The sequence below is a fragment of the Dietzia sp. IBK-p2-16D genome, assembly GCF_057773085.1.
This window is the reverse complement of record NZ_JBYMTL010000008.1, coordinates 126,992-148,088: the sequence shown is the minus strand read 5'-3', so window position 1 is coordinate 148,088 and position 21,097 is coordinate 126,992. Positions and strand designations below refer to the sequence as shown.

Annotated in this window: 15 protein-coding genes and 3 pseudogenes; 6 read left to right on the top strand and 12 right to left on the bottom strand. The window is 63.6% G+C overall.

Features of this window, described 5'->3' with window-relative positions:
* Window positions 1-121, bottom strand: a pseudogene (locus AC3DE3_RS16220) (ATP-binding protein); the annotation flags it as partial.
* 293 nt (window positions 122-414) lie between these two features.
* Here AC3DE3_RS16220 and AC3DE3_RS16215 point away from each other — a divergent pair.
* On the top strand, window positions 415-630 hold the full coding sequence (locus AC3DE3_RS16215) for a hypothetical protein (protein WP_488370669.1): 216 nt from the start codon (window positions 415-417) through the stop codon (window positions 628-630).
* Here AC3DE3_RS16215 and AC3DE3_RS16210 read toward each other — a convergent pair.
* From AC3DE3_RS16210 to ku (AC3DE3_RS16175), 8 genes and pseudogenes are all read right to left on the bottom strand, one after another.
* Window positions 583-723, bottom strand: a pseudogene (locus tag AC3DE3_RS16210) (transposase); the annotation flags it as partial. The gene AC3DE3_RS16215 and the pseudogene AC3DE3_RS16210 overlap by 48 nt on opposite strands.
* Window positions 720-1,532 (bottom strand): annotated as a pseudogene (locus tag AC3DE3_RS16205) (DDE-type integrase/transposase/recombinase); the annotation flags it as partial. The pseudogenes AC3DE3_RS16205 and AC3DE3_RS16210, both read right to left, overlap by 4 nt.
* Before the next feature lie 619 nt (window positions 1,533-2,151).
* Window positions 2,152-3,093, bottom strand: a complete 942-nt coding sequence (locus tag AC3DE3_RS16200; RefSeq protein WP_488370668.1) for a polysaccharide pyruvyl transferase family protein — start codon at window positions 3,091-3,093, stop codon at window positions 2,152-2,154.
* A 95-nt stretch (window positions 3,094-3,188) separates the two neighbouring features.
* Window positions 3,189-3,833 (bottom strand): sugar transferase, encoded by a 645-nt coding sequence (locus AC3DE3_RS16195; protein ID WP_488370667.1) that lies wholly within the window; start codon window positions 3,831-3,833, stop codon window positions 3,189-3,191.
* A complete protein-coding gene (locus AC3DE3_RS16190; RefSeq protein WP_488370666.1) occupies window positions 3,826-5,931 on the bottom strand; it encodes a sulfotransferase in 2,106 nt (701 codons plus the stop codon). The genes AC3DE3_RS16195 and AC3DE3_RS16190 overlap by 8 nt, the downstream gene beginning before the upstream one ends.
* 5 nt (window positions 5,932-5,936) lie before the next feature.
* Complete coding sequence (locus AC3DE3_RS16185) at window positions 5,937-7,712, bottom strand: polysaccharide biosynthesis protein (protein ID WP_488370665.1); 1,776 nt, start codon at window positions 7,710-7,712, stop codon at window positions 5,937-5,939.
* 128 nt (window positions 7,713-7,840) lie between these two features.
* Window positions 7,841-9,235 (bottom strand): tyrosine-protein kinase domain-containing protein, encoded by a 1,395-nt coding sequence (locus AC3DE3_RS16180; RefSeq protein ID WP_488370664.1) that lies wholly within the window; start codon window positions 9,233-9,235, stop codon window positions 7,841-7,843.
* Between the two features lie 503 nt (window positions 9,236-9,738).
* On the bottom strand, window positions 9,739-10,644 hold the full coding sequence (ku, locus tag AC3DE3_RS16175) for a non-homologous end joining protein Ku (protein ID WP_488370663.1): 906 nt from the start codon (window positions 10,642-10,644) through the stop codon (window positions 9,739-9,741).
* An 82-nt stretch (window positions 10,645-10,726) separates the two neighbouring features.
* Here ku (AC3DE3_RS16175) and AC3DE3_RS16170 point away from each other — a divergent pair, with 82 nt between their 5' ends.
* A complete protein-coding gene (locus AC3DE3_RS16170; protein WP_488370662.1) occupies window positions 10,727-11,311 on the top strand; it encodes a YdcF family protein in 585 nt (194 codons plus the stop codon).
* An 847-nt stretch (window positions 11,312-12,158) separates the two neighbouring features.
* Window positions 12,159-12,707 (top strand): alpha/beta fold hydrolase, encoded by a 549-nt coding sequence (locus AC3DE3_RS16165; RefSeq protein ID WP_488370661.1) that lies wholly within the window; start codon window positions 12,159-12,161, stop codon window positions 12,705-12,707.
* Window positions 12,708-12,948: 241 nt separating this feature from the next.
* Here AC3DE3_RS16165 and AC3DE3_RS16160 read toward each other — a convergent pair whose 3' ends face one another.
* Together AC3DE3_RS16160 and ku (AC3DE3_RS16155) are read right to left on the bottom strand one after the other, a co-directional pair.
* Window positions 12,949-14,226: a M20 family metallopeptidase gene (locus AC3DE3_RS16160; RefSeq protein WP_488370660.1), complete on the bottom strand. Its 1,278-nt coding sequence runs from the start codon at window positions 14,224-14,226 to the stop codon at window positions 12,949-12,951.
* On the bottom strand, window positions 14,226-15,317 hold the full coding sequence (gene ku / locus AC3DE3_RS16155; protein ID WP_488370659.1) for a non-homologous end joining protein Ku: 1,092 nt from the start codon (window positions 15,315-15,317) through the stop codon (window positions 14,226-14,228). The genes AC3DE3_RS16160 and ku (AC3DE3_RS16155) overlap by 1 nt, the downstream gene beginning before the upstream one ends.
* A gap of 2,088 nt (window positions 15,318-17,405) precedes the next feature.
* Between ku (AC3DE3_RS16155) and AC3DE3_RS16150 the strand changes: the two genes are divergently transcribed.
* From AC3DE3_RS16150 to AC3DE3_RS16140, 3 genes are all read left to right on the top strand, one after another.
* Complete coding sequence (locus tag AC3DE3_RS16150; RefSeq protein ID WP_488370658.1) at window positions 17,406-18,164, top strand: TSUP family transporter; 759 nt, start codon at window positions 17,406-17,408, stop codon at window positions 18,162-18,164.
* A gap of 139 nt (window positions 18,165-18,303) precedes the next feature.
* The gene (locus AC3DE3_RS16145) at window positions 18,304-19,188 is read left to right on the top strand and encodes an alpha/beta fold hydrolase (protein WP_488370657.1); all 885 of its coding nucleotides are present in this window, start codon (window positions 18,304-18,306) and stop codon (window positions 19,186-19,188) included.
* A gap of 395 nt (window positions 19,189-19,583) precedes the next feature.
* A complete protein-coding gene (locus tag AC3DE3_RS16140) occupies window positions 19,584-20,549 on the top strand; it encodes an NADP-dependent oxidoreductase (protein ID WP_488370656.1) in 966 nt (321 codons plus the stop codon).
* A gap of 61 nt (window positions 20,550-20,610) precedes the next feature.
* Here the strand turns inward: AC3DE3_RS16140 and cynS are convergent, their stop codons facing one another.
* Window positions 20,611-21,060 (bottom strand): cyanase, encoded by a 450-nt coding sequence (gene cynS / locus AC3DE3_RS16135; RefSeq protein WP_488370655.1) that lies wholly within the window; start codon window positions 21,058-21,060, stop codon window positions 20,611-20,613.
* Between the last annotated feature and the right edge of the window lie 37 nt (window positions 21,061-21,097).

Genomic DNA, 21,097 nt, shown 5'->3' with positions numbered 1-21,097 from the left:
ACCGGCCGAAGGGCATGTTCGAGGTCACCAGGATCGATCCCTGCTCGTAGCGGTGGGCCACGAGCTGGAAGAACAGGTTCGCGGCGTCGGAGTCGAACGGGATGTAGCCGACCTCGTCGACCTATGTGGATATCCGCATAGATCGACCTATGCCGATGCTGCGACTATGCCGAGGGTCGCAACCGGGCGGCGTTGGTTCCCTGCTGGCGTCGGGATCCCGGGCTGTCCCGCCGTTCGGAGCTCGGCATAGTTTCAGGCTGAGGGCACTCTCGTTCGTGGGGGCACCGTGCTCCTGTGAAGGAGGCGAGTGCTATGTCAGGTACACGCAGGAGGCCCGGGGGACTCGGTGCGTATGTGGAGGGCTATCGGGCTTGGCTGGAACAGAGGGGTTATACGCCCGACACGATCCCGAACATGCTCAAGGAGTTCGGCCAGGTCAGCCGGTGGCTCGCGGAAGAAGGCCTCGGGGCCGTGCAGGTCACCGAGGAGCGGATGGCGGCATTCCGCGTCGCCCGTCGAGAGTCCGGCCAGCGGAGGGTTCCCGGGTCCCGCGCCCTGGTGCCTTTGCTGGCCCTTCCGGATTTAGAGTGCATTGATCCGATCCTGGAGCTGGCCGGAGTGGATCAGTGACCGCAAGATGTAGTGCTTGAGGTTGCGGAAGCCCAGAGCGATTCCTCGCAGGTGTTCGAGGCGTCCGTTGATGGCCTCGACGGGGCCGTTGGACGGTTCGCGTCCAGAAATCGGGTCATCGTCTGGTGCGAGCGTTCATTCTTACCCTGCGTGGTGGGCCTGCCCGGCAGCCCGGTGATCGGCATGGTGCCCCGCGAGGCGAGGAACACCTCTACATTCCCGATCGTGCCACCGCGCAGCTGGTTGAAGGCAGACGAGTTATCCGACAGCAGCTCCTGAGGCGCACCGTGCCGATTGATTGCCTCCTCGAGCACATGCTTGGCGTCGATGCTGTTCTCGTGGCGCGTATGGGCCCACGATCCGACGTCGTAGCGGGTCGCATCGTCGAGCACCTGATAGACGGTCGCAGTCTGCCCGTCAGCGAGTCGATACTCGAACGCGTCCAGCTGCCACAGCGCCCTCGCCGTCGCACGGACGAACGGAATGTAGGAAGACTTCGGGCGCTTCTTCGGCGCCGGGTCGACCTGCCCGACAGCGGACAACAACCGCGCGATGGTCGCCACCGACGGGATGAGCTCGCCGGGGAAAGCGTCTTGCATCGCGGCCTCGTAATGGATCGAGCGTGGACCGTAGTCCCATCCGTCCTTCTTGAGCTGCTTGCGAATCCTGACGATCTCGTTGACCACGTCGGGGCCGTACCGCCGAGCCGGCGACTGGGGTGCCCTGGAGCGAGGATGCAGCGCCGCTGTTGACTCCTGAGCCGCGCGGGTGCGCACCTTATAGAAGACGCTGCGCGAGATCTTCACCGACCGGCAGAACTCGGTCACAGTCAAGGCGTGTGGCTGGGTCGGGTCGTAGTTGATGATCGAAGCTCGCGTGCGGGGCGAAAGTGAGTTGGACATGGCCGTGACTCTCGCCCAGCCCACGCCGATCCCTGTGCACGATGTGGTGAGACAGCGTGTCCACGATGTCATGAGATCGTGTGTACTCGATGTGATGAGACAGGACACACGAAGTCGTGAGATCGGCTGTCACCGAAGAGGTGAGATCCGGTGTCCACGATGTGCCGAGATAACACACCAAGTCCCCAGAACCGAAGTACCAAATACCCAGACCAGCAGTTCCAACTGGTGCTATCTGCCAGAACCGACGTGCTCGAGCTTCTTGGCCCCGCGCTTCTCCGAGAAGACCACCTGGACCGCGATAGCGCCCGAGGCGGTTTTGACGGTCCGGACATACGGGCTCACACCAGCCGAATCTACCGGCCACCCCCACGCCACCCGCTCAGTGCGGAAAAACTGGCTCCCGAGGTCCTATCGGTGCAGGCAGACGCGTCATGATGATCTCGACCACGCCGGATTGAGCCAAGTCGGGAAACACTGCGAGCGTAACGCCGAGCTGAATGAGGGCCCAATCATCATGCCAAAAAACCATACCGAGTCGATTACAAGAATGTAGGGACCAACGCAAATTTTAGTACTGCCTCGCAGTTGTTCGCTGACAGTGAAACTCGCGCCGCAGCTACCCGACTGCCTTCTCGAACTCCTGTAGCCACTGATCGACCGCGGCCTTATTCAGCGTTAACGGCGGAGGAGCATCCCCTGATCTAATTGCGCGATGAATTCCCAAAGTGTCGGCCCGATCAACAACATTCAAGCCAGTGCTTCTTGATATCTCGACTGCGCGATTATCCACTGCCAGTATGGCGGCAGGCCTACCCCGCTGGAGCGCCCTTACACCCGCGTGTAAACGTGTACCAATGAAGTCCGCACCCGGCAGTGCCGCCTCCAAGGCATCAACCCCTTGCCCCCTCCATTCCACCCCGGAGATACCTAGCTGGTTAAAGTGATTTTCGTCGCCGGGCCCCATGCCGACAATTTCGACGCGCGAGTAGTTCTCCTTTACGACCGCTATCCACCTTCGATCAATTTCAGGATCTTGGCGCTTATAGTCAGTGACCGTTATAAGGGCGCGGTCATTACTTCCGAGAGCCCTCTGGCAATTGTCGTCAAGGTTCCACATAGTTGGGCAACCTGTCATCAGATTCCCGAAACCAAGTGACGATATGCGGTCAGACGTGTACTGATCTCTTGTTGAATGCGGCAGTCTATCTGTAAGGATTCGGCGAAAAAGCGCGCGCGTATACATATTGGGCGGCTGCTGATACTGCCACCACCCAACGCCCAGCAGAAGCAACTTGTTGCTCATACGTAGGGCCAAGTCCGGATCCACAAACCATTGGCGAAATCTCTCCATCCTCGAGCTGAGTGCGTTCGTACCCGAAAGAATCACCAGATCCGCATCTGAAACGAGCTTTCTTTCGGAAGCCCGCAGCATACGGTGTGTTGTCAGCCGTGTGACATCATTGGGTCCGAGTTTGGAAATACTTTGAACTGAGTTTGAAATGATCTCGTCGCCAGCATTGACGTTGTCCACGGCGGGATCCAGCACTATTACCTTCATGCTTATACCTCTCGATTAGCGTCGAATTTGCGTCCTACTGAATAACTTCTCTAGCCATAGCGACGATTGGCCTAGAACTACCTACAGCGGGAACTTTATCCGTCACGCGTTCCAAATACAGTTTGGACCATCAGCCTAATATCGGAAACGACCGACCAGTTCTCGACATATTGCGCATTGAGTTTCACCTTTTCGGGCCATAGAACGGCCGCATTGTACTCATCGGGGTCTTCCTGCTGGGACAGGATCTCCTCTTCTGTTCTAAAGACGACCGATGCCAGACCAGTGATTCCCGGCCTTACGGAGAGAATTACGCGATCGTCCCCCTCAAGAGCATCTGCCCATCCCGCCATATCCGGCCGAGGGCCAACTAGGCTCATCTCACCGACAATGACGTTCCAGAGCTGCGGGAGTTCATCAAGCTTTGAACTTCGAACGATCGATCCGAATTTCGTTATCCGCGGGTCGTCCTTCACGGTAACGGTCGTTGTTCGAGTTTTAGATGTCTTCATTGAGCGTATTTTGTGCACTCGAAACGGTTTCCCCCCGAGGCCGATCCTGGACTGCGAGAAGATTCCCCACTCTCGCGTGTCGATTGTCGCAATTAAGATTACTAACAGCACAAGCGGAAACGTAATAATGAAACCTGGAACAGCTACGCAAAGGTCAAATGTTCTCTTCAGTGCTTCCTGACGCCTTGATAGGCCTCTGGGTATACTTGGATATTTTTCCTCACGCATAGCCGAGCTTCTTCAACGTCGATCCGGCAATCTCGTCCAGCCTTGCAGCTGTATCGGGGCCGAGCTGGGCTCGTCCTTTCCCAATGCTCCCTGCGGATACGCCTGCCACTGCTTTCTCGCGCATTGCTTCCGGGTGCCCTAGAAATTCTAGAATCCGCAACAGTTCCGGCACTGGGTCTTGGACAAAGTCCTCGTACACCACCTCAAGCACCTGCTTCGCGGGGATCCCAGGCAGGTCTTCCATCGTACGGTCGACGCATCGCTTCCACTGCATTGTGGAGACCTCGTCCAGTGAATGGTCCCGCTGGATGTTCCGGAAGTCCGCCGGGCGCGGGCCCCACCATGTCGAGACCTTGAGATCCGCGTCATCTCGTCCGGTCTCCCGCGCACGGCGCTGAGCTAGCTTCTTTGAGGCGAAGTCAGCGAAGTGTCGCGGCAGATCGCGGCGCGGTACCCACCGAACCTTCTTGAGCGTGTACTTGGCGTCGAAAGGCGCGTTCCACCGCTTCATCGCTGACGGGGCCGCGTCGACCCCATCCCGACGAATAAATATGAACTTCGCATCGGGGAAGACCGTCGAGGCGAAGCCCAAACGCAATGAGGTGGCACAGGTCTTCTCTACGACCGTATGCGCGCCGTATTTCCGGCCGATCTTCTGGAACTGCTTACGCAGATACTTCACGACCTCGGGGCGAGCATGCTCCGGGGTCAACTCGTCGTGGGGTACGTCGAGATTGCCGTGCTTCCACATCAGATTGATCTCGTCGCACGGCCACGTCGCGAAACCGTCCAGTGATGTCAGAACATCACGGAGCATATTGGTCCCCGACCGTGGTGCTCCCACGATGATCGCAACATCCGGCACTGGCTTACTCCCCTTCACATATTCTTTGGATTTCGCGAGGCGCGACCACCGCTCGAGAACTGTTTGTTCGTCGAACACGCTTGCCGCATAGTCCATGATGGAGTTCCTCCATCCTCTACCTCCGTCGACTGCCAGTTGCTGACGCGCGGTTTCAATCGCCTGAGCCATTGCGTTCACATCACCAGTTGGTACCGAAAGTCCCAGTCCTTGCCCCTGAACGGTCCGTGCTAGTTCGCTGTCCTGATCACACGCGACCAACAGGGGAAGGCCCTCAATGGCGTACGTCGCCGTCTTACTGGGGTATGCGTACTTAACGACTTCGGGAACCAGCGACACGAGTCCGAGATCCGCGGTCCTCATCAGGGCTTTAGCCTCTGCCGCGGAGCCATGTGAGAGGAATGTGATCGTGCGATCGTCTTTGCCTTCGATGGCTTGAGCCGCAGCGACGAGTGACTCTTTCGCTTTTCCCTCGCCCATGAATACAAGTTCCACAGGCGTGCCCGCAGACAGGTCGCGCACCGCGTATACCGCGGTTTCCAGTCCCTGGAACCGGCCGATATTGCCGGTGAAGACGACCCGTAGAGTTCCGGGATCCGCTGGCCCGAGCGGCGATGAAGCCGACCCCGGGTTGTCCGGCAGGGCGAAATTGTTAATGACCTCGATCTTCGAGGCCAAGGACGCATCCCGGGCCAGCACCGCAGCCTTCATATCCTGCGATAGAACGATGATCGTGTCTGCTCGACTCATGGTGATCTGGTCCATTTTAGACAGAAGTCTGAACGCGACAGGGTTGGCGAACTCGCCAGACAGACGGCCGATCTCGGGATGGAGGTCCATGCAGTGATACACGAACTTGGATCCGCGAAGTCGGGCCGCTGCGGATACAGCGAGTCCGAGCGTCACCTGAGGTGCCGTCGAACACATGATCATGTCCCGACGGGGACCCGTCAAAATCTTCCACGCGATCTGCGTCGGGAAGACAACCAGATTGAGCAACTGCCCGGGTACTCGTCCCCCCTCGGGAACAACGTGTACGCGTGTCACGTCTAGGTCATCTAGCCGCTCCTTGGAAGGACGCGTCCCCACCCCCGACGAGGATGTGTACGAAGGCTGAGCAGTCAATATTTCGACGTCGTGGCCGTCAGCAGCCCAACGCTGCCCAATGCTGCGCAGGAACGAAGCATACGGCGGCGTATCCGGCCAGAAGTATCGGTGGACGGCAAGAATGCGCACAGAAACTAGCTCCTCGCGGCTGTCTTCTCCGGGTAAACATGGGTATCAAGCCACCTCCTGGCGGCGTCGTTATCCGGCAGGCTCTCGAGTTCCGCCCTCGCGGCATCGATTGGCGGGACCTTCACCTCGGACAGGGCTTCGTGCTTTTGCCCGCCGTGTGGCGTCTCTGAGTCGTCGAAGAGCTCCTCAGCCATCTTCTCATTGGGGCGGAGTCCCGTATAGACGATTTCGATGTCCTTGCCGGACTGCTCGATCAGGGTATGGGCGACGTCTGCGATCTTGATCGGCTCGCCCATATCAAGGACTAACGTGTCACCGGTCTCGCCCACCACAGCGGCCTGCAGGACCAGCTGGCAGGCTTCCGGAATGGTCATAAAGAACCGGTTGACGTTCGGGTCGGTGACCGTTACGGGCCCGCCGTCAGCGATCTGTTTCTCAAAAACGGTGAGGACGGATCCACGTGATCCCAGAACGTTGCCGAAGCGAACGGACACGAACTTACCCTTGCCGATCTCAGCAGCCTTTGCCGTCAACCTCTCGGCTATGCGCTTACTCGTCCCGAGCGCCGAACACGGGTTCGCGGCCTTATCCGTGGAGACATTCACAAAAGTCTGAACGCCGCTGTTCTCGGCCGCTTCGAGAAGATTTAAGGTGCCCAAAACGTTTGTTTTCAGTGCTTCGAGCGGGTAGTGCTCGAGCAGCGGCATGTGCTTGAGTGCCGCAGCGTGGAATACGATCTCGGGGCGCCGCTTCTCGAAAATCTCCATGATCGATTGCCGATCACGAATCGAGGCGAGGATCGTGTCATCTCCATCCAGCATCGCCTGATCCTGGATCGACAACTGCACAGAATGGAGTCCTGACTCATCCCGATCAAGCATCATGAGCTCGCCTGGCCGGAATCGACTGAGCTGGCGGCACAGCTCCGAGCCGATCGAGCCGCCAGCTCCTGTGACCAAAATTCGCTTCCCGCGAAGATACCCTGCGATCTGCGTCTGGTTCAGGACCGCTGGCTTCCGTCCGAGAAGATCGTTCACATTGATCTCACGAAGCTCATCAGCGGCGACCCTGCCCCTCATCATGGAATCAAGCGGGGGCAGCACTAGAACATGCAGTCCAGCAGCCTCTGCCTTGTCACGAATATCGATAAGCTCGTCGCTTGGCAAGCTCGGAACCGCGAGAAGCAAGGTCGTGGCACCGGACTTTCTGGCCAGCTCCTCGAGCTCGTCCCGCCCACCGTGCACGCGAACGCCCTCGATCACCATGTGGCGCTTGCTGGCGTCGTCGTCCAGTATCCCAACCGGGTTGAACTGAGATACCTCAGAACGTCGCAGTTGCCGAACGAGCTGTAGGCCGCCGTCGCCTGCGCCGAATACGAGTGCGCGCTCCGCGCCCTCCGTCACCCCTGCGCCGAACAATCTCTTCCGTCGCACCAGCGACCTGAGGACCAGTGCGCCGAGGATCGTAAACGCCCCAGTCACGATGGGCGTCGACCGGGGAACTCCGTCGTATTGTCCGGTCACAATATGTCCGAGGAAGACAGCACTTGCAGCCGTGGCAAAGACGAATGTCACGACGCTGGACTCGAGAACGCTGCCGGGCACGTATCGCCCGCGATACAGCCCTGTGAGCCACCCGACCACCCAAGTCAGCGCGATCAGTGCGCCGAGGATCAGGTAGAACCGTCCCATCCCCAGGGACCGAGCGAGCTCGTCAACTGAGAAATCGAATCGCATCCACAGCGCCACGATGAACATGCCTGTCCATATGACGGCATCCACGACGATCCATTGCGAAGTGCCAAGGCCGATAGATCGTCGAACTGACATTTTTGGGAGTTCTGCTCGATCGCTACGCGTCATCGTAAGGCCTCCCTGGCACAAAGACTGCGATCCACTGAAGCGGGCACTCAAGCCTCCTCAGCCGTCGATGACTTCTTGGAAGAGTAGTAGTACGAATCGTAGTAGCCACTAGAGCCCTTCTTGGCTGGCTTATTGGCCACCGTCACCATGCCCAGCAGGGTCGCGTCTGCCTTCTCCAAGTTGTCCACGGCTTGGGCGACCTGATCACCGGTCGTGCGATGCGCACGCACCACAAGCAATGCGCCATCCGTAATCCTGGCGAGGAGAGCGCCGTCTGTCACAGGAAGCAACGGCGGCGAATCGATGATCACGTAGTCGTACTCCCGACGCAGATCTTCGAAGAGTTGACGCGCGACCTCCGACGCGAGGAGTTCTGAAGGGTTGGGCGGCAGTGGACCGCACGCCAGCAAGTCGACTCCGTCGTATCGCGTCTCCTGCACCACATCGGCGAACTCGGCCTGGCCCGAAAGGATATTGGTTAGGCCGACCTTGTCCGGCATGGACATATAGTTGACCACCAGCGGCCGGCGGAGGTCCGCCTCTACGAGAAGGACCCGGTTGCCCGATTCGGCGAGCGCGAGCGCGAGATTGACGGCCGTCTCCGATTTGCCTTCGGTTGCCACCGACGAGGTCAGCACGAAGACCCGCGGGGGACTATCTACGTTGAGGAACTGAAGGTTGGTACGAAGACGCCGGAAGGACTCCGCTGCCGGTGAGTGTCCTTCCCGGAACGGGACGATGTGCTCGGCCCCCTCCTCCTTGTCCTCGTTCTTACGGAACGGGATCGACCCCACCACAGGCTTACCCACGAGCCCCTCCAGCTGCTCGGCCGACTTGACCCTGCGATCAAGCGTGTTGATAAGCAAAACCAATCCGACGCCAGCGAGCAGACCCAGGACGAGTCCGATCGCCACGTTCTGTTCGGTCTTAGGTGCCACGGGATCTGTAGGCAGAGCGGGAGGATTGACCACGGTGAGCTTGGCCAGTGCGGCTCCGCCGCCATCCGGGGTCTCGAGACCGTTGATCGCCTCTGGGAGAACTTCTCCGAAACCCTGCGCCAGTTGCAATGCACGCTGGGGGTCAGAATCCGTCACAGCGACGTTGAGAAGAACCGTCTTCGCGTCGGCAGTTGCTGCAGTCGCGCTCGCCACCTGACTTGCGGTGAGATCAGCCGCAGCAGCGTCCACCACCTGCTGGGCAATGTCCGTGCTCTTGACCAGCGCGGCGTACGACTGCACACGCTGCTGCGCACCTAGCGATCCCTGATAGGCAGCTGCGGCATTATCGCCCGCTGCCACAGTCACGTAGAACTGGACTTTCGCCTGGTAAGTGGGGGTGGTGAGCAGACTCACCCCCAACCCGAGGAGCCCTCCCATGAGTGTGGCCGCCACGATGACGATCCAGCGGGCACGGAGCACGGACAACAGGTCCCGCAGATCCACTCCAGGGTCCTTTCCTCTAGACAGTCACACGGAAGCGACCCGGTTCAGCGGACGCGAATCGGGTCAAACGATGACACTACTTTGCTGAGGGCCGCCTCAACACTCGTCGTTCACACGATGAACATGGCTTCACCGAAACGGATCACGCGGCGGGCCCGCTTCATCTCTACTCGTTCTCAGTCGGGATACGTGGTCCCGTCCCCGTGAGACGACGACCCCGTCTCCGCTGGCTAACGATTGTTGTCGCGACATTCTTCCTGCTGGTAGGGCGATTGCGGGCTTGTCCGCAGCCAGCGGCGTGCTCCACCCCTTGACCAACTATCCCGAGCAGGTCGACGCGATAGTAGTGGTGACGGGGGCTAGGGACGGCCGATCCGTTTACGCCCAGCCTCTCGCCGAGAATCGGCTGACGGGCCGTACCTTTACGTCCCGATCCACCACGGCTCTCGAGTCCTTCTGCGCCGCCGCGCCCCCCTCGCACTCGATGGGCGGGGCGTCGAGATCTAGTGCTTTGCTCCCGACGTCGACACCACGAGGTTAAAACCACTGCCACCACCCGGATAGCCCACAGCCGGGGGTGGAAATCTTTCCTCGCCATCGTCATCCTCTTTAGCGTCGTCGTCACCAACGCGGTCCCTCACCCTCGCTCGCAGTGCGGCGAGCAGATCGGCGAACTCGTCGTCACCGTCGTCGTCGCTCGCCTCCTCGCGCTCTTCGACCGTGAACGCCTCTCCCCCGGCTGCCTTGGCCTCGATGAGCTCCTTGAGCTGGATCTGGTAGTCGTCCTCGTACTTCTCCGGCTCAAAGTCCGCCGCCATGGTCTCGATGAGCGACGCCGCCATCTTGACCTCCTGCGGCCGGACCTTCGCCTCCTTGTCCAGGCCCTCCAGGATCGCCGGGCGGATCTCGTCGGGCCACAGCAGCGTCTGCAGCATGAGCACGTCCTTGTACACCCGAAGGGCGCAGAGGCGAGTGCGGTTGCGCAGCGTGAACGTGCAGATGGCGAGCCGATCCGTCTGCTGCAGCGCTTCGCGCATCAGCACGTACGCCCGGTTGGACCGCGACGCCGGCTCCAGAAAGTACGCGTTGTCGAACGCCACCGGGTCCACCTGATCCGCCGGGACGAACTCCGTCACCTCGATCTCGTGGGACTGCTCCACCGGCAGGCTCGCCAGATCCTCCTTGGTGAGGATGACCATCTCGCCGTCCTCCGACTCGTACGCCTTGGCGATGTCGGAGAACTCCACCTCCTCGCCATTGTCGTCCCGCACCTTCTTGTAGCGGATGCGGACGCCATCCTTCTTATCGACCTGCCGCGCGTGCAGGTCATGGTCCTCCGTCGCCGAATACACCTTGACCGGCACGTTCACCAGACCAAAGGAGACCTCGCCCTTCCAGATGGATCGCATGGAATGAGTGCGCGACAGACGGGGGCTCGGGGCAGCCGGACGTCAGTGCCCCCGGTTCGGAAGGCCTCCGTAGCCTGTATCCGTGAGACCACGCTCCCGACGCCGCAGCATCATCGTGGTACTTGCACTTGTCCTAGTAGTGGGTCTGCTAGTCACGGGCCTGACCGCGGCGCGCGCCGTGCTGTTTCCGCAGGTCGACTCACCGGAGCGCGTCGACGCGATTGTGGTGGTCGCCGGCGCCGATGACGATCGCTATGTCTACGCCCGCAGCCTCGCAGAAATGGGCGTGGCCGACCACATCCTCGTCTCCCAGCCGCCCGGTGGCACCGGCCGATACGCCGCGGCGATCGACTCCTACTGCGCCTCCACCCCGGTGTTCGCCCGCGACGGTCGTCGGATCGACGTCGAGTGCTTTGCCCCCGACGTGGACACCACCGAGGGCGAGACCGCGGCCGCCACCCGCATCGCCCGCGAGCGCGGGTACCGGTCATTGCTGGTGGTGACCTATTGGGGTCACGTGTCGAGAGTGCGGATGTACCTCGAACAGTGCTTCGACGGCCCCATATACGTGACCGACACGCCCCGGCCGCTGTCCAAGTCGAGGAAGGACGCCTTGCTGCACGAGACCGGTGGCTACCTCAAGGCGTTCATCACGCCAGCCTGTTGAGCGTGCGTGCGTCGCGGCATGACGCCGCCGGGAGCCGAGGACCGACGGGGCACGGGGCAGAAAGCCGATAGGTGACTTGCCTCCGTGGGCGCTGGTTTCGCAGCCGATTCTCAAACGCCACCGGGTCGGCACCGAGGGACTGATGAGCTCAAGACGATTGAGTCGCCGAGGCCGCGGAGGGGGAGCCCGCGGCCGCCGGCGACTCTGTCGCGCACGATGCAGGATCGCGACCAAAGGCGGTCAGCGTAGTCCGCATCGTTGCGGAGCCGGCAACACCTCGAGGGGGGATAAGGCTACGCCACCGACTGCCAGCGACAATATCCGCAGAGTGGCTACTACACAACTGTCAAGTTTGTATGCGTGGCTAACGAACCAAGGCCCGTCAGGGCGGGCCTCCGCCTCCCGCAGCGCGCACAGGCGGACCCGGCCAACCTGTTGATTCATCAGCAGCGCGAGTCGATCGCGTCCTATTGTCAACCAACACCTCCGTTTTCCCCTCACGAAGGACCGCCATGACCACGCAGACCATCGACATCCCGCACCTGGGCGGCTCGACCATCGGCTACAGGTTCGGCCGCGACTACGACCCCTCCCTGCCCACCCTGGTGATGTCCAACTCGTTCACCACCTCCGTCGAGCTGTACCGTCCGCAGTTCGCTGACGAGGCGCTCAGTTCGCGGATGAACCTGCTGGCGATCGAGCCGTACGGGCACGGCGCCACCCGTTCGCGGTACCGGCACTTCACCTACTGGGACAGCGCGATCGCCAACCTGCAGGTCCTCGACGCACTGGGTATCGACACGGCCTTCGCCCTGGGCACCTCGCAGGGCGCTGGATCGTCACCCGGATGGCGCTGCTCGATCCCGATGCAATCCGCGGCATCGTCGTGGTCGGGACCTCGATGGACTACGAGAGCCAAGCCAGCATGGAACGCGGCTGCTGGGACGGCTCCGCCTTCTGCAGCCCGGCGATCGACGCACTGGCGGCCCCCGTCGGCGACGACTGGGTGGTCGACGACGACTTCGTCCTGGGCGTCCTCGCCGCCGGCCTCGGCGAGAACGTCTCCGACGCGGAGAAGCAGTTCTGGCTCGACACCTACCGCATCAACTATCGCGGTGACGACGGCCGGCACCGCCTGCGCACAGCCTCCATAAACCTCCGCGACCGCGACGGCCTCGAGGCCCGGCTCGACGGCGTCACCTGCCCGGTGCTGTGGCTCCAGGGCACGGCCGATCAGGTGTACTCGGTGGCCAACGCCAAGGACGGCGTCACTCGCTTCACCGACTCCCCCTCAGCCGAACTGCAGATCGTCGACGGCGGCCAGCACTTCCTCACAGCCTCGGATCCCGACACCGCCAACACCGCGACCCTGGCGTTCGTGGAGAAGTGGAGCTGACGTCACCGCGCAGTGAGCGACTCCCCGATCGCCTGGACATACGCGTACTCGTCCCCGAACAGCAGCTGATCGGCCTTCGCCCGCCGGAAGTAGTGATGCAGCGGATGCTCCTCAGCGCTCACGCCTTGACCGCGATCGCTAAAGGCACAGCGATGCCGTTGTCGGCCCACTTCAGCCGGTTCCGCCACCGTGGTGACCACGGGGCGTGGGGCGAAAGCGACTTTGTCGTCGTCGTCGCTCGCTAATCAACCCGGCCCTCGGCGCCCAGGTAGGCCAGCGCCGCCACCACCTGGGCGCGCGTCGCGGTAAGCAGCGTCGGCTCCTCCAATGGCGCGAAGTGCGGCGAATGGTTGGCCGGGATCTCCTGACTCGCCGCGCCGCGCGAGACCGCATCCCGGTAGCGGGCGGGATCGACCGAGCCGACGGTCCAATACGTGTACGGCACCCCGAACGCGTCCGGGATCAGCGAAAAGTCCTCCGACGCCGTGACCCGGCTGGACTCGTACACCGCCTGCGGCCCGAAGTGGTCGACGAACGCCTCGGTGACCGTGTCCGTGACCGCCGGATCATTGCTGGTGAGCGGGTACTGGTCGTAGTAGTGGAACTCCGGGTCGGCCGGGGCGCCCGCGGCCGCGCACTCGCCGCGGACGATGCGCTCGATCGCGGCGATCACCTGCTCGCGCACCGCCGGATCGTAGGTGCGGATGTTGAGCAGCAGCTCCGCCGAGTCCGGGATGATGTTGGCTTTGGCGCCCGCCGTGAGCGAGCCGACCGTCAGCACCGCGAATTCCCCCGGCTCCACCTCGCGCGAGACGACGGTCTGCAGGCGCAGGACGATCGACGACGCCAGCACCACCGGGTCCACCGCCGTGTGCGGCATCGAGCCGTGCGCGCCCCTGCCGTGGATGGTGATCTTCAGCGAGTCGCCGGCCGAGAGCACCGGGCCCGCCACCGTGCCGATTGTGCCCGCCGCCGTGGGCATGACGTGCTGGCTCAGCGCGAGGTCCGGCTGCGGGACCCGCTCGAGCAGGCCGTCGTCGACCATCGCGCGGGCACCGGCGGCCGTCTCCTCCCCCGGCTGGAACACCGCGATGTAGGCGCCGGACCAGGCGTCTCGGTTCTCGGCCAGGATGCGGGTGGCGCCCAGCAGCGCGGTCGCGTGCGCGTCGTGGCCGCACGCGTGCATGACGCCCGGGGTTTCGGAGGCGTACTCCAGGCCTGTGTCCTCCTGGAGGGGGAGCGCGTCGATGTCGGCGCGGGCGAGGACGGTGGGGCCTTCGCCGCTGGTCCCGGCCCCGGCATGGGCCGGGTTGCTGATGACCGCCACGACGCCCGTCCCGCCGATCCGCTTTGGCTCCAGGCCCAGCGCGGTGAGCTCCTGCTCGATCCGGTCCGCCGTCGCGTGCTCAGCCATACTGAGCTCCGGGTGGCGGTGGAAGTGGCGATAGAGGCCGCGGAGCCAGTCGAGATGGCCCTCGACGTACTCGGCGACCTCGGCCGCAAACTGCGGGCCTGCCATCAGGCAGATTTCTTGGCCGGCGTCTTGCGGGCCGTCGACTTCTTCGCCGGCGCCTTCTTGGCCGTCGACTTCTTAGCGGCGCCCGAGCCGGAGCTGCCGGAGTCCGACTTGGAGGACGTCGACTTCTTGGCGGTCGACTTCTTTGCCGCGGCCCTTTTGGCGGGCGCCTTCTTCGCCGCGGTCTTCTTGGCCGGGGTCTTCTTTGCCGAGCTACTTCCGCTCTTCTTGCTGGCGGTCTTCTTGGCGGAGCCGGAGTCCTCGTCGTCGTCCTCGTCGTCGTCCTGGTCGTCGGCGTCGTCCGCCTTACCGCCCCGGTCCTTCACACTCGCCCGCAGCGCCGCGAGCAGATCGGCCACCTCATCGTCGCCGTCATCGTCGCCCGAGGTGTCCTTCTCCTCCACCGTGAACGCCTCACCGCCGGCCGCCTTGGCCTCGATCAACTCCTTGAGCTGATTCTGGTAGTCGTCCTCGTACTTCTCCGGCTCGAAATCCGCCGCCATGGTCTCGATGAGCGACGCCGCCATCTTGACCTCCTGCGGCCGGACCTTCGCCTCCTTGTCCAGCCCCTCCAGGATCGCCGGGCGGATCTCGTCGGGCCACAGCAGCGTCTGCAACATGAGCACGTCCTTGTAGACCCTGAGGGCGCACAGGCGCGTACGGTTACGCAGCGTGAACGTGCAGATGGCGAGGCGGTCCGTCTGTTGCAGTGCCTCGCGCATGAGCACGTACGCACGGTTCGAGCGCGACGCCGGCTCGAGGAAGTACGCGTTGTCGAACGCCACCGGGTCCACCTGATCCGCCGGGACGAACTCCGTCACCTCGATCTCGTGGTTCTGCTCCACCGGCAGACTGGCGAGGTCGTCCTTGGTGAGGATGACCATCTCGCCCTCTTCCGACTCGTACGCCTTGGCGATGTCGGAGAACTCGACCTCCTCGCCGTTGTCGTCCCGCACCTTCTTGTAGCGGATGCGGACGCCGTCCTTCTTGTCCACCTGCCGCGCGTGCAGATCGTGGTCCTCCGTGGCCGCGTACACCTTGACCGGCACGTTGACCAGACCGAACGAGACCTCGCCCTTCCAGATGGATCGCATATAGGGAGTATGCGACAGATCAGCGGCCTCGGCAGCCGGACGCGGGGTGGTCATGTGGTGACATCGACCAACCATCATCTCAATGCCACCGGGCTCCATCCAGCCGCTACGAGGCATCTGGGGACGGCTGGGGGTGCACCCACCACGACCGGCGCGTGCGAATCGAGCTGCACTCTAAATGGAGTAGGCACACCTAGAATGCCCCCGGCCGGGAATGCGGGCCCAGCGACGAGATCCTGCATACCGAACTCAGGCCGAGCTACGGCTTAGCCGGCTGACAGCAGAGTGGTCTGGCATAGCAGCCGAACCATGAAAGGACCCATCGCGTTACGCCCCCTGCCAAGAAACCTTGCAGGGGGCGTAACGCGAGGCCCGGCGCCTAACTTGAATCGGGATCGATTGATGCTCTCGCCATAATGACAAGTACCACGAGGCCGAAAACCAAACCAACCGAGAACACTGTTGCCGCCATAGCAAATCCTCGGCTCCCCCATGTGATCCCCGCGATTACGAACATCACCGCACAAAGACCAGCAATGCCTTGTCGAGATAATGCGCGAATCGTTTCAGATACGTATTTTTTTGCGGCCATAACGCCTCCGTTACTGAATGCCCCATAGGGGCGTTTTCAAGGTCACACTGTGCGGCCTAGCGCATACGGAACGGGGTGTGAGCAGTAAATTCGTGCGAAACTATAAAGCCTAGCCACACTCTTTATCGCAGACTTAGGTGCGGGATAGTTCGGCTCCGAGCATGCGCCTCTCGTGACAGCCGATAGCACCCCGATGCCAAACGGGGTGCCATCTGCTTACCCGCCTACCGTATGTGCTGCGGTTATCCTCACATGCACTTGTAGAGGGGGCCGCCCACCGGATTAGTCCAGTGAATCTCGAGTTCGCCGCCGCAAACCCCGCCCCGATTATTCAACCACTGCATCGCCGCCCCGAGGCCAGCACCTACCGCCGCACATCCAATCCCAGACGTCGCTCCACAGACGGCCGCTGTCAACCCGCCAGCTGCGCCGGCAGTTACGAGGAGTTGCTCATCCGGAGTTAGGTAGACGTAGATCCCCCATCCTGCTCCCACCCGAAAGAACGGTGCAACTTCGCCCGGAGCCAATGGCGCAGGCTCACTGGTAACGATCCGAGGCCCACCATCGACGGGCCCGTAGTCCTTTAGTATGACGCCCTCTTCTTCGCGCACCGTGGGGATCGCTCCGGCCGCCTCCAGGTCCTCCTGGACCGTTCTTACCGCTTCAGGGTCTTCAGCCAGCGTTGCAACCTCGGGAGCCCCGTCGTTTGCGGCTGCCGCCGCTGGCGGCGACGACTGATTCGGTGCAGGGGCCGCCCCCACGGACGCCACTGATCCAGCGGCGAGCGCCGCAGTGGCCGCGACCGCTAGCCCGACATTAACCAAATTCTTCATTCTTGCCCTTCTCGTTGGTGCCTGCGAAGCCACTTAACCGACGCATTGGAATCCGCAGACCTTTGTTCCTCATTGACCTTTCTGAGATGTGCAGAAATTCCGCCCCGCACATCGAACGCCGAGCCGACCCGCCCTATCGCCTACGCAAAAGCGCACGCAGAACGACTTGACGCCCTGGGCCGACATTTCGCTTCGCCTAGCCCTCGCACACCGATGGATCCGGCTGCGACATAACCTGACCATAGGTAATGCGCGCACGCAATGGATTCCTCCTGGCCGCCAAACTTCTGAGAAGCGCAAATTTGGATGACTAGCGGCGCTAAAAACTCACGTTAAGGATGCAGACGGACGCGATCGGCGAAAATAACTGGGATCTTACTTTGACTCCAGTCGCGACAGGGCGACTAGTGTTTATCCCATTAACTACAATTAACCTCGGTCGTCAACTTCCCTACAATGCCACGACTGTCTTGTGCCTTCGCTAGCGTCTCCGAGAGCGCCCGTGTAAGACTCTCTCCGCCGATGATGGCCTGAACCCACCACGTTGTGGCGCCCGCTCCGTCGTCGTCAAATAGTCACGGCGACCCACTCCGGCGCGCCAGGCGGCGCCAGCCCACCGATCGGCCGGCGGCCCCGCCGGAGGCACCTGGAATGCTGTTCCCCATGCCCGCCGACGTCGCGCCCCTGCTCCTGCTCGTGGCGGCGTCAGCCGTCATCCTCGGGACCGTGCTGCAGCGGGTCAGCGGGATGGGGGTCGGGCTCGTGGTCTCGCCGACGCTCGCGCTGCTGCTCGGGCCCGTCACCGGCGTGCTGCTGACCAACATCACGACCGTCGTCTCCGCCGTGCTCATCGGGATCACGCTGCGCCACGACATCGACTGGCAGCGATACCGCCGCCTCGCTCCCCTGATCGTCGTGGGGTCCGTGCCCGGCGCGCTCCTGGTCGGCGCCGCGGACCGCCATTGGCTCGAGGTCATCATCGGCGTCGCGCTGATCGGCACGCTGCTGACGACCGCGTTGGTGCGGATCCCGCCCATGAGCGGTCGCCTCCCCGCCGCCGCGGCCGGCACCGCCGGAGGGTTCCTCAACACCGCCGTGGGCGTGGCCGCGCCCGCGATGCTGGTCTACGCGCAGGCCACCAACTGGGGCCAGCGGTCGTTCGCGGCGACCCTGCAGCCGATCTTCGGGACCATGGGCGTGGTGTCCGTCCTGGTCAAGGTCGGACTCGGTGCCTCGCCGGTCTCCGAGCTTCCGCTAGCGGTGGTCGGGCTGGTCGTGGCGATGGTGCCGATCGGCATCGTCATCGGCGGCCTGGTCGCGCGACGGGTGCCGGCGACCGTGGGGCGCAAGGTGGCGATCGTCGTGGTCACCGTCGGCGCGCTGAGCCTGCTCGGGCGGGGATTGGCGGGCGTGAGCAGCTGACCCGTCCCCCGGGTCGGTGGGCAGGCGCAGGGGCAACCAGGCTCAAGGCAGAGTCGGTCACCTCGCTGATTCGTCTACTACACACGCGGCGATCCTCCTATTGTCGAGGAACCCCTTAGTTCCCCTCACTAGGAGCGCCATGACTACCCAGACCATCGACATCCCTCACCTCGGCGGCTCCACCATCGGCTACCGGTTCGGCCGCGAGTACGACCCCTCCCTGCCGACCCTGGTGATGATCAACTCCTTCACCACCTCAGTCGAGCTGTACCGGCCGCAGGTCGCCAGCGATGACCTCGCCGCCCGCATGAACCTGCTCGCGATCGAGCCCTACGGGCACGGCGCGACCCGCTCCCGCTACCGGCACTTCACCTATTGGGACAGCGCGATCGCCGCCCTCCAGGTGCTGCAGGCCCTCGACATCGACATGGCGTTCGCGCTGGGCACTTCCCAGGGCGGCTGGATCGCCACCCGCATGGCGCTGCTCGACCCCGACGCCGTCCGCGGCCTGGTCATCGTCGGCACGTCCATGGACTACGAGAGCCAGGCCAGCATGGAGCGCGGCTGCTGGGACGGCTCCGGCTTCTGCACGCCCGCGATCGACGCCCTCGCCGCCCCCGTCGGGGACGAGTGGGTTGTCGACGACGAGTTCGTCCTCGGCGTCCTGGCCGCCGGCCTCGGAGACGACGTGTCGGACTCCGAGAAGCAGTTCTGGCTGGACACGTACCGCCAGAACTACACCGGAGACGACGGCCGGCACCGCCTCCGCACCGCGTCGATCAACCTGCGCGACCGTGACGGCCTCCAAGCCCGCCTCGGTGACGTGGTGTGCCCAGTTCTCTGGCTGCAGGGCACCGCCGACGCCGTGTACTCCGTGGCCAATGCCGAGGACGGCATCGCCCGCTTCACCGGCTCCCCCTCCGCCGAACTCCAGATCGTCGAAGGCGGCCAGCACTTCCTCACCGCCTCCGACCCCGAGACCGCCAACGCGGCCACCCTGGCCTTCGTCGACAAGTGGTCCTAGATCCCAGCGACTGCGTTGGTCGCCCGTCCCGCCACGTGGGCGGCCGCGGGCCCGAGAGATCGGCGTGACCTCGTCGTCGTCGTAGTCGTCGTGTCAGGGTGGTCGGGGCGGTCGGGGCGGTCGTCTTTTCCTACCCGGCCTGTCGCTCGGCGAGTGGTCGCATGTGCAGCGTCGTGGCGGAAGCGTCCTGGGAAAACGTGATCGGGTCTGACCTCGCGATGCGGCCGAGGGGGCGACCTCCTGGCCGGTGTGCTCAGCTCGCTCGGGTGCGGGGTCGGGGGCCGGGTCGGAATCTTCTGAACGGTTGCGTGGTTACGCAGCGAGACAGCAGTCACTCGTGCCAACAATCCAGCGGGCCGGCCCACACTGGCCGGGTTTCGCGGGAAAGAGGAACAATGACCGTCTCAACCGCCTCCGTCCGCGCCGTCGGAGTAACGACCTACGGTGGGCCCGACGCCCTGCAGGTCGTGGAGGTCCCCAAGCAGGAACTCGGCCCGACCGAGGTCCGCGTGCGCGTCACCGCCGCCACCGTCAATCCCACCGACACCTACACGCGCAACGGCTCCCGCTCGAAGACCGGCACGCCGCGCGGAGCTGCGGACGTCCCGGGCATGGACATCGCCGGAACGCTCGTCGAGATCGGCGAGGACGTCGACACCTCCCTGTCCGTCGGCGACCGGGTGATGGGGATCGTGGTGCCGCGCGACGACCACGGTGCGTACCGCGAGGACATCGTCCTACCTGCCCGGTCGATCACCGCCGCGCCCCGCGATGCCGACGACATCGCCGCGTCGACACTCCCCATGAACGGCCTCACCGCGCGCCGCGCGCTCGACCTACTCGGGCTGGAACCCGGCCAGGTCCTCGCGGTCACCGGAGCGGCCGGCTCGACCGGCGGGTATGTCATCCAGCTGGCCAAGCATGACGGCCTCGTCGTGGTCGCCGACGCCTCCGAGGCGGACGAAGAGCTGGTCCGGTCGCTCGGCGCCGATCAGATCGTCCGACGCGGCGAGGGCGTCGCCGACCGCTTCCTCGAGCTCTACCCCGACGGGGTCGACGGCCTCTTCGACGGAGCCGTTCAGGACGCCGCGGTGCTCCCCGCGGTCAAGACCGGCGGAGGGGTCGCGACGGTGCGGTGGTACCAGGGCGACGGCACGCGCGACCTGCGGGTCCATGCCGTGAGCGTGGCCGACATGGCCGAGGAGCGGGAGAAGCTCGACGAACTCCGGCGGCTCGCCGAGGCCGGCGTCGTCACCCTCCGGGTCGCGGACAGTTACGCGCCCGAGGACGCGTGGCGGGCCCACGAACGGCTCGAGGCCGGTGGCACCCGCGGTCGGCTGGTCATCGACTTCACACGCTGACCCACGTGGGAACGCCCGGCGGTTGCGGCCGCCGGGCGTTCGTCATGTGTGCTGTTGGTCGTCACCACCGATAGTCGAGGAATTTGCCGTCGAGGGTGATCACCACCCGGTCCCCATCGGGGTCCGGCCGGCGCCGGAAGTCCACCTGGAAGTTGATCGCGCTCATGATGCCGTCCCCGAACTCCTCGTGGATGAGCGCCTTGAGGGCGGGGCCGTACACCGAGAGCGCCTCGGTGAACCGGTAGATCGTCGGGTCCGCCATCTGCTCCGGCGGCGTACCGCGGTTGGGCTGCAGGGCCAGGCTCTCGGCGACGTCCTCCCCCAGGCCGAGCAGCTCGCAGACCGACCGCGACTGCTCAGCCGTGATCGGGTGCTGGCCGAGCAGCGCGGCGGTGGTCCACACCAGCGGCGTCCCCAGGTGCTCTGCCAGCTCCGCCCACGTGCGGCCCTGGCGGATGCGGGCGCTGTCGACGTGTGCGGCGGCGTCGAGCTTGGGCATGATCGGGGTCATCGGGGCTCCTTCTACGGATGCGGTCGAGGCCGCGGTA

What these genes read in the sequence shown, in the direction of transcription:
- AC3DE3_RS16215 (WP_488370669.1), top strand. Translation starts at nt 415, where the DNA reads ATGCTCAAGGAGTTCGGCCAGGTCAGCCGGTGGCTCGCGGAAGAAGGC.
- AC3DE3_RS16145 (WP_488370657.1), top strand. Translation starts at nt 18,304, where the DNA reads ATGACTACCCAGACCATCGACATCCCTCACCTCGGCGGCTCCACCATC.
- AC3DE3_RS16195 (WP_488370667.1), bottom strand. Translation starts at nt 3,833, where the DNA reads ATGCGTGAGGAAAAATATCCAAGTATACCCAGAGGCCTATCAAGGCGT.
- ku (WP_488370663.1), bottom strand. Translation starts at nt 10,644, where the DNA reads ATGCGATCCATCTGGAAGGGCGAGGTCTCCTTTGGTCTGGTGAACGTG.
- AC3DE3_RS16150 (WP_488370658.1), top strand. Translation starts at nt 17,406, where the DNA reads ATGCCCGCCGACGTCGCGCCCCTGCTCCTGCTCGTGGCGGCGTCAGCC.
- ku (WP_488370659.1), bottom strand. Translation starts at nt 15,317, where the DNA reads ATGCGATCCATCTGGAAGGGCGAGGTCTCGTTCGGTCTGGTCAACGTG.
- AC3DE3_RS16160 (WP_488370660.1), bottom strand. Translation starts at nt 14,226, where the DNA reads ATGGCAGGCCCGCAGTTTGCGGCCGAGGTCGCCGAGTACGTCGAGGGC.
- AC3DE3_RS16165 (WP_488370661.1), top strand. Translation starts at nt 12,159, where the DNA reads ATGGCGCTGCTCGATCCCGATGCAATCCGCGGCATCGTCGTGGTCGGG.
- cynS (WP_488370655.1), bottom strand. Translation starts at nt 21,060, where the DNA reads ATGACCCCGATCATGCCCAAGCTCGACGCCGCCGCACACGTCGACAGC.
- AC3DE3_RS16140 (WP_488370656.1), top strand. Translation starts at nt 19,584, where the DNA reads ATGACCGTCTCAACCGCCTCCGTCCGCGCCGTCGGAGTAACGACCTAC.
- AC3DE3_RS16200 (WP_488370668.1), bottom strand. Translation starts at nt 3,093, where the DNA reads ATGAAGGTAATAGTGCTGGATCCCGCCGTGGACAACGTCAATGCTGGC.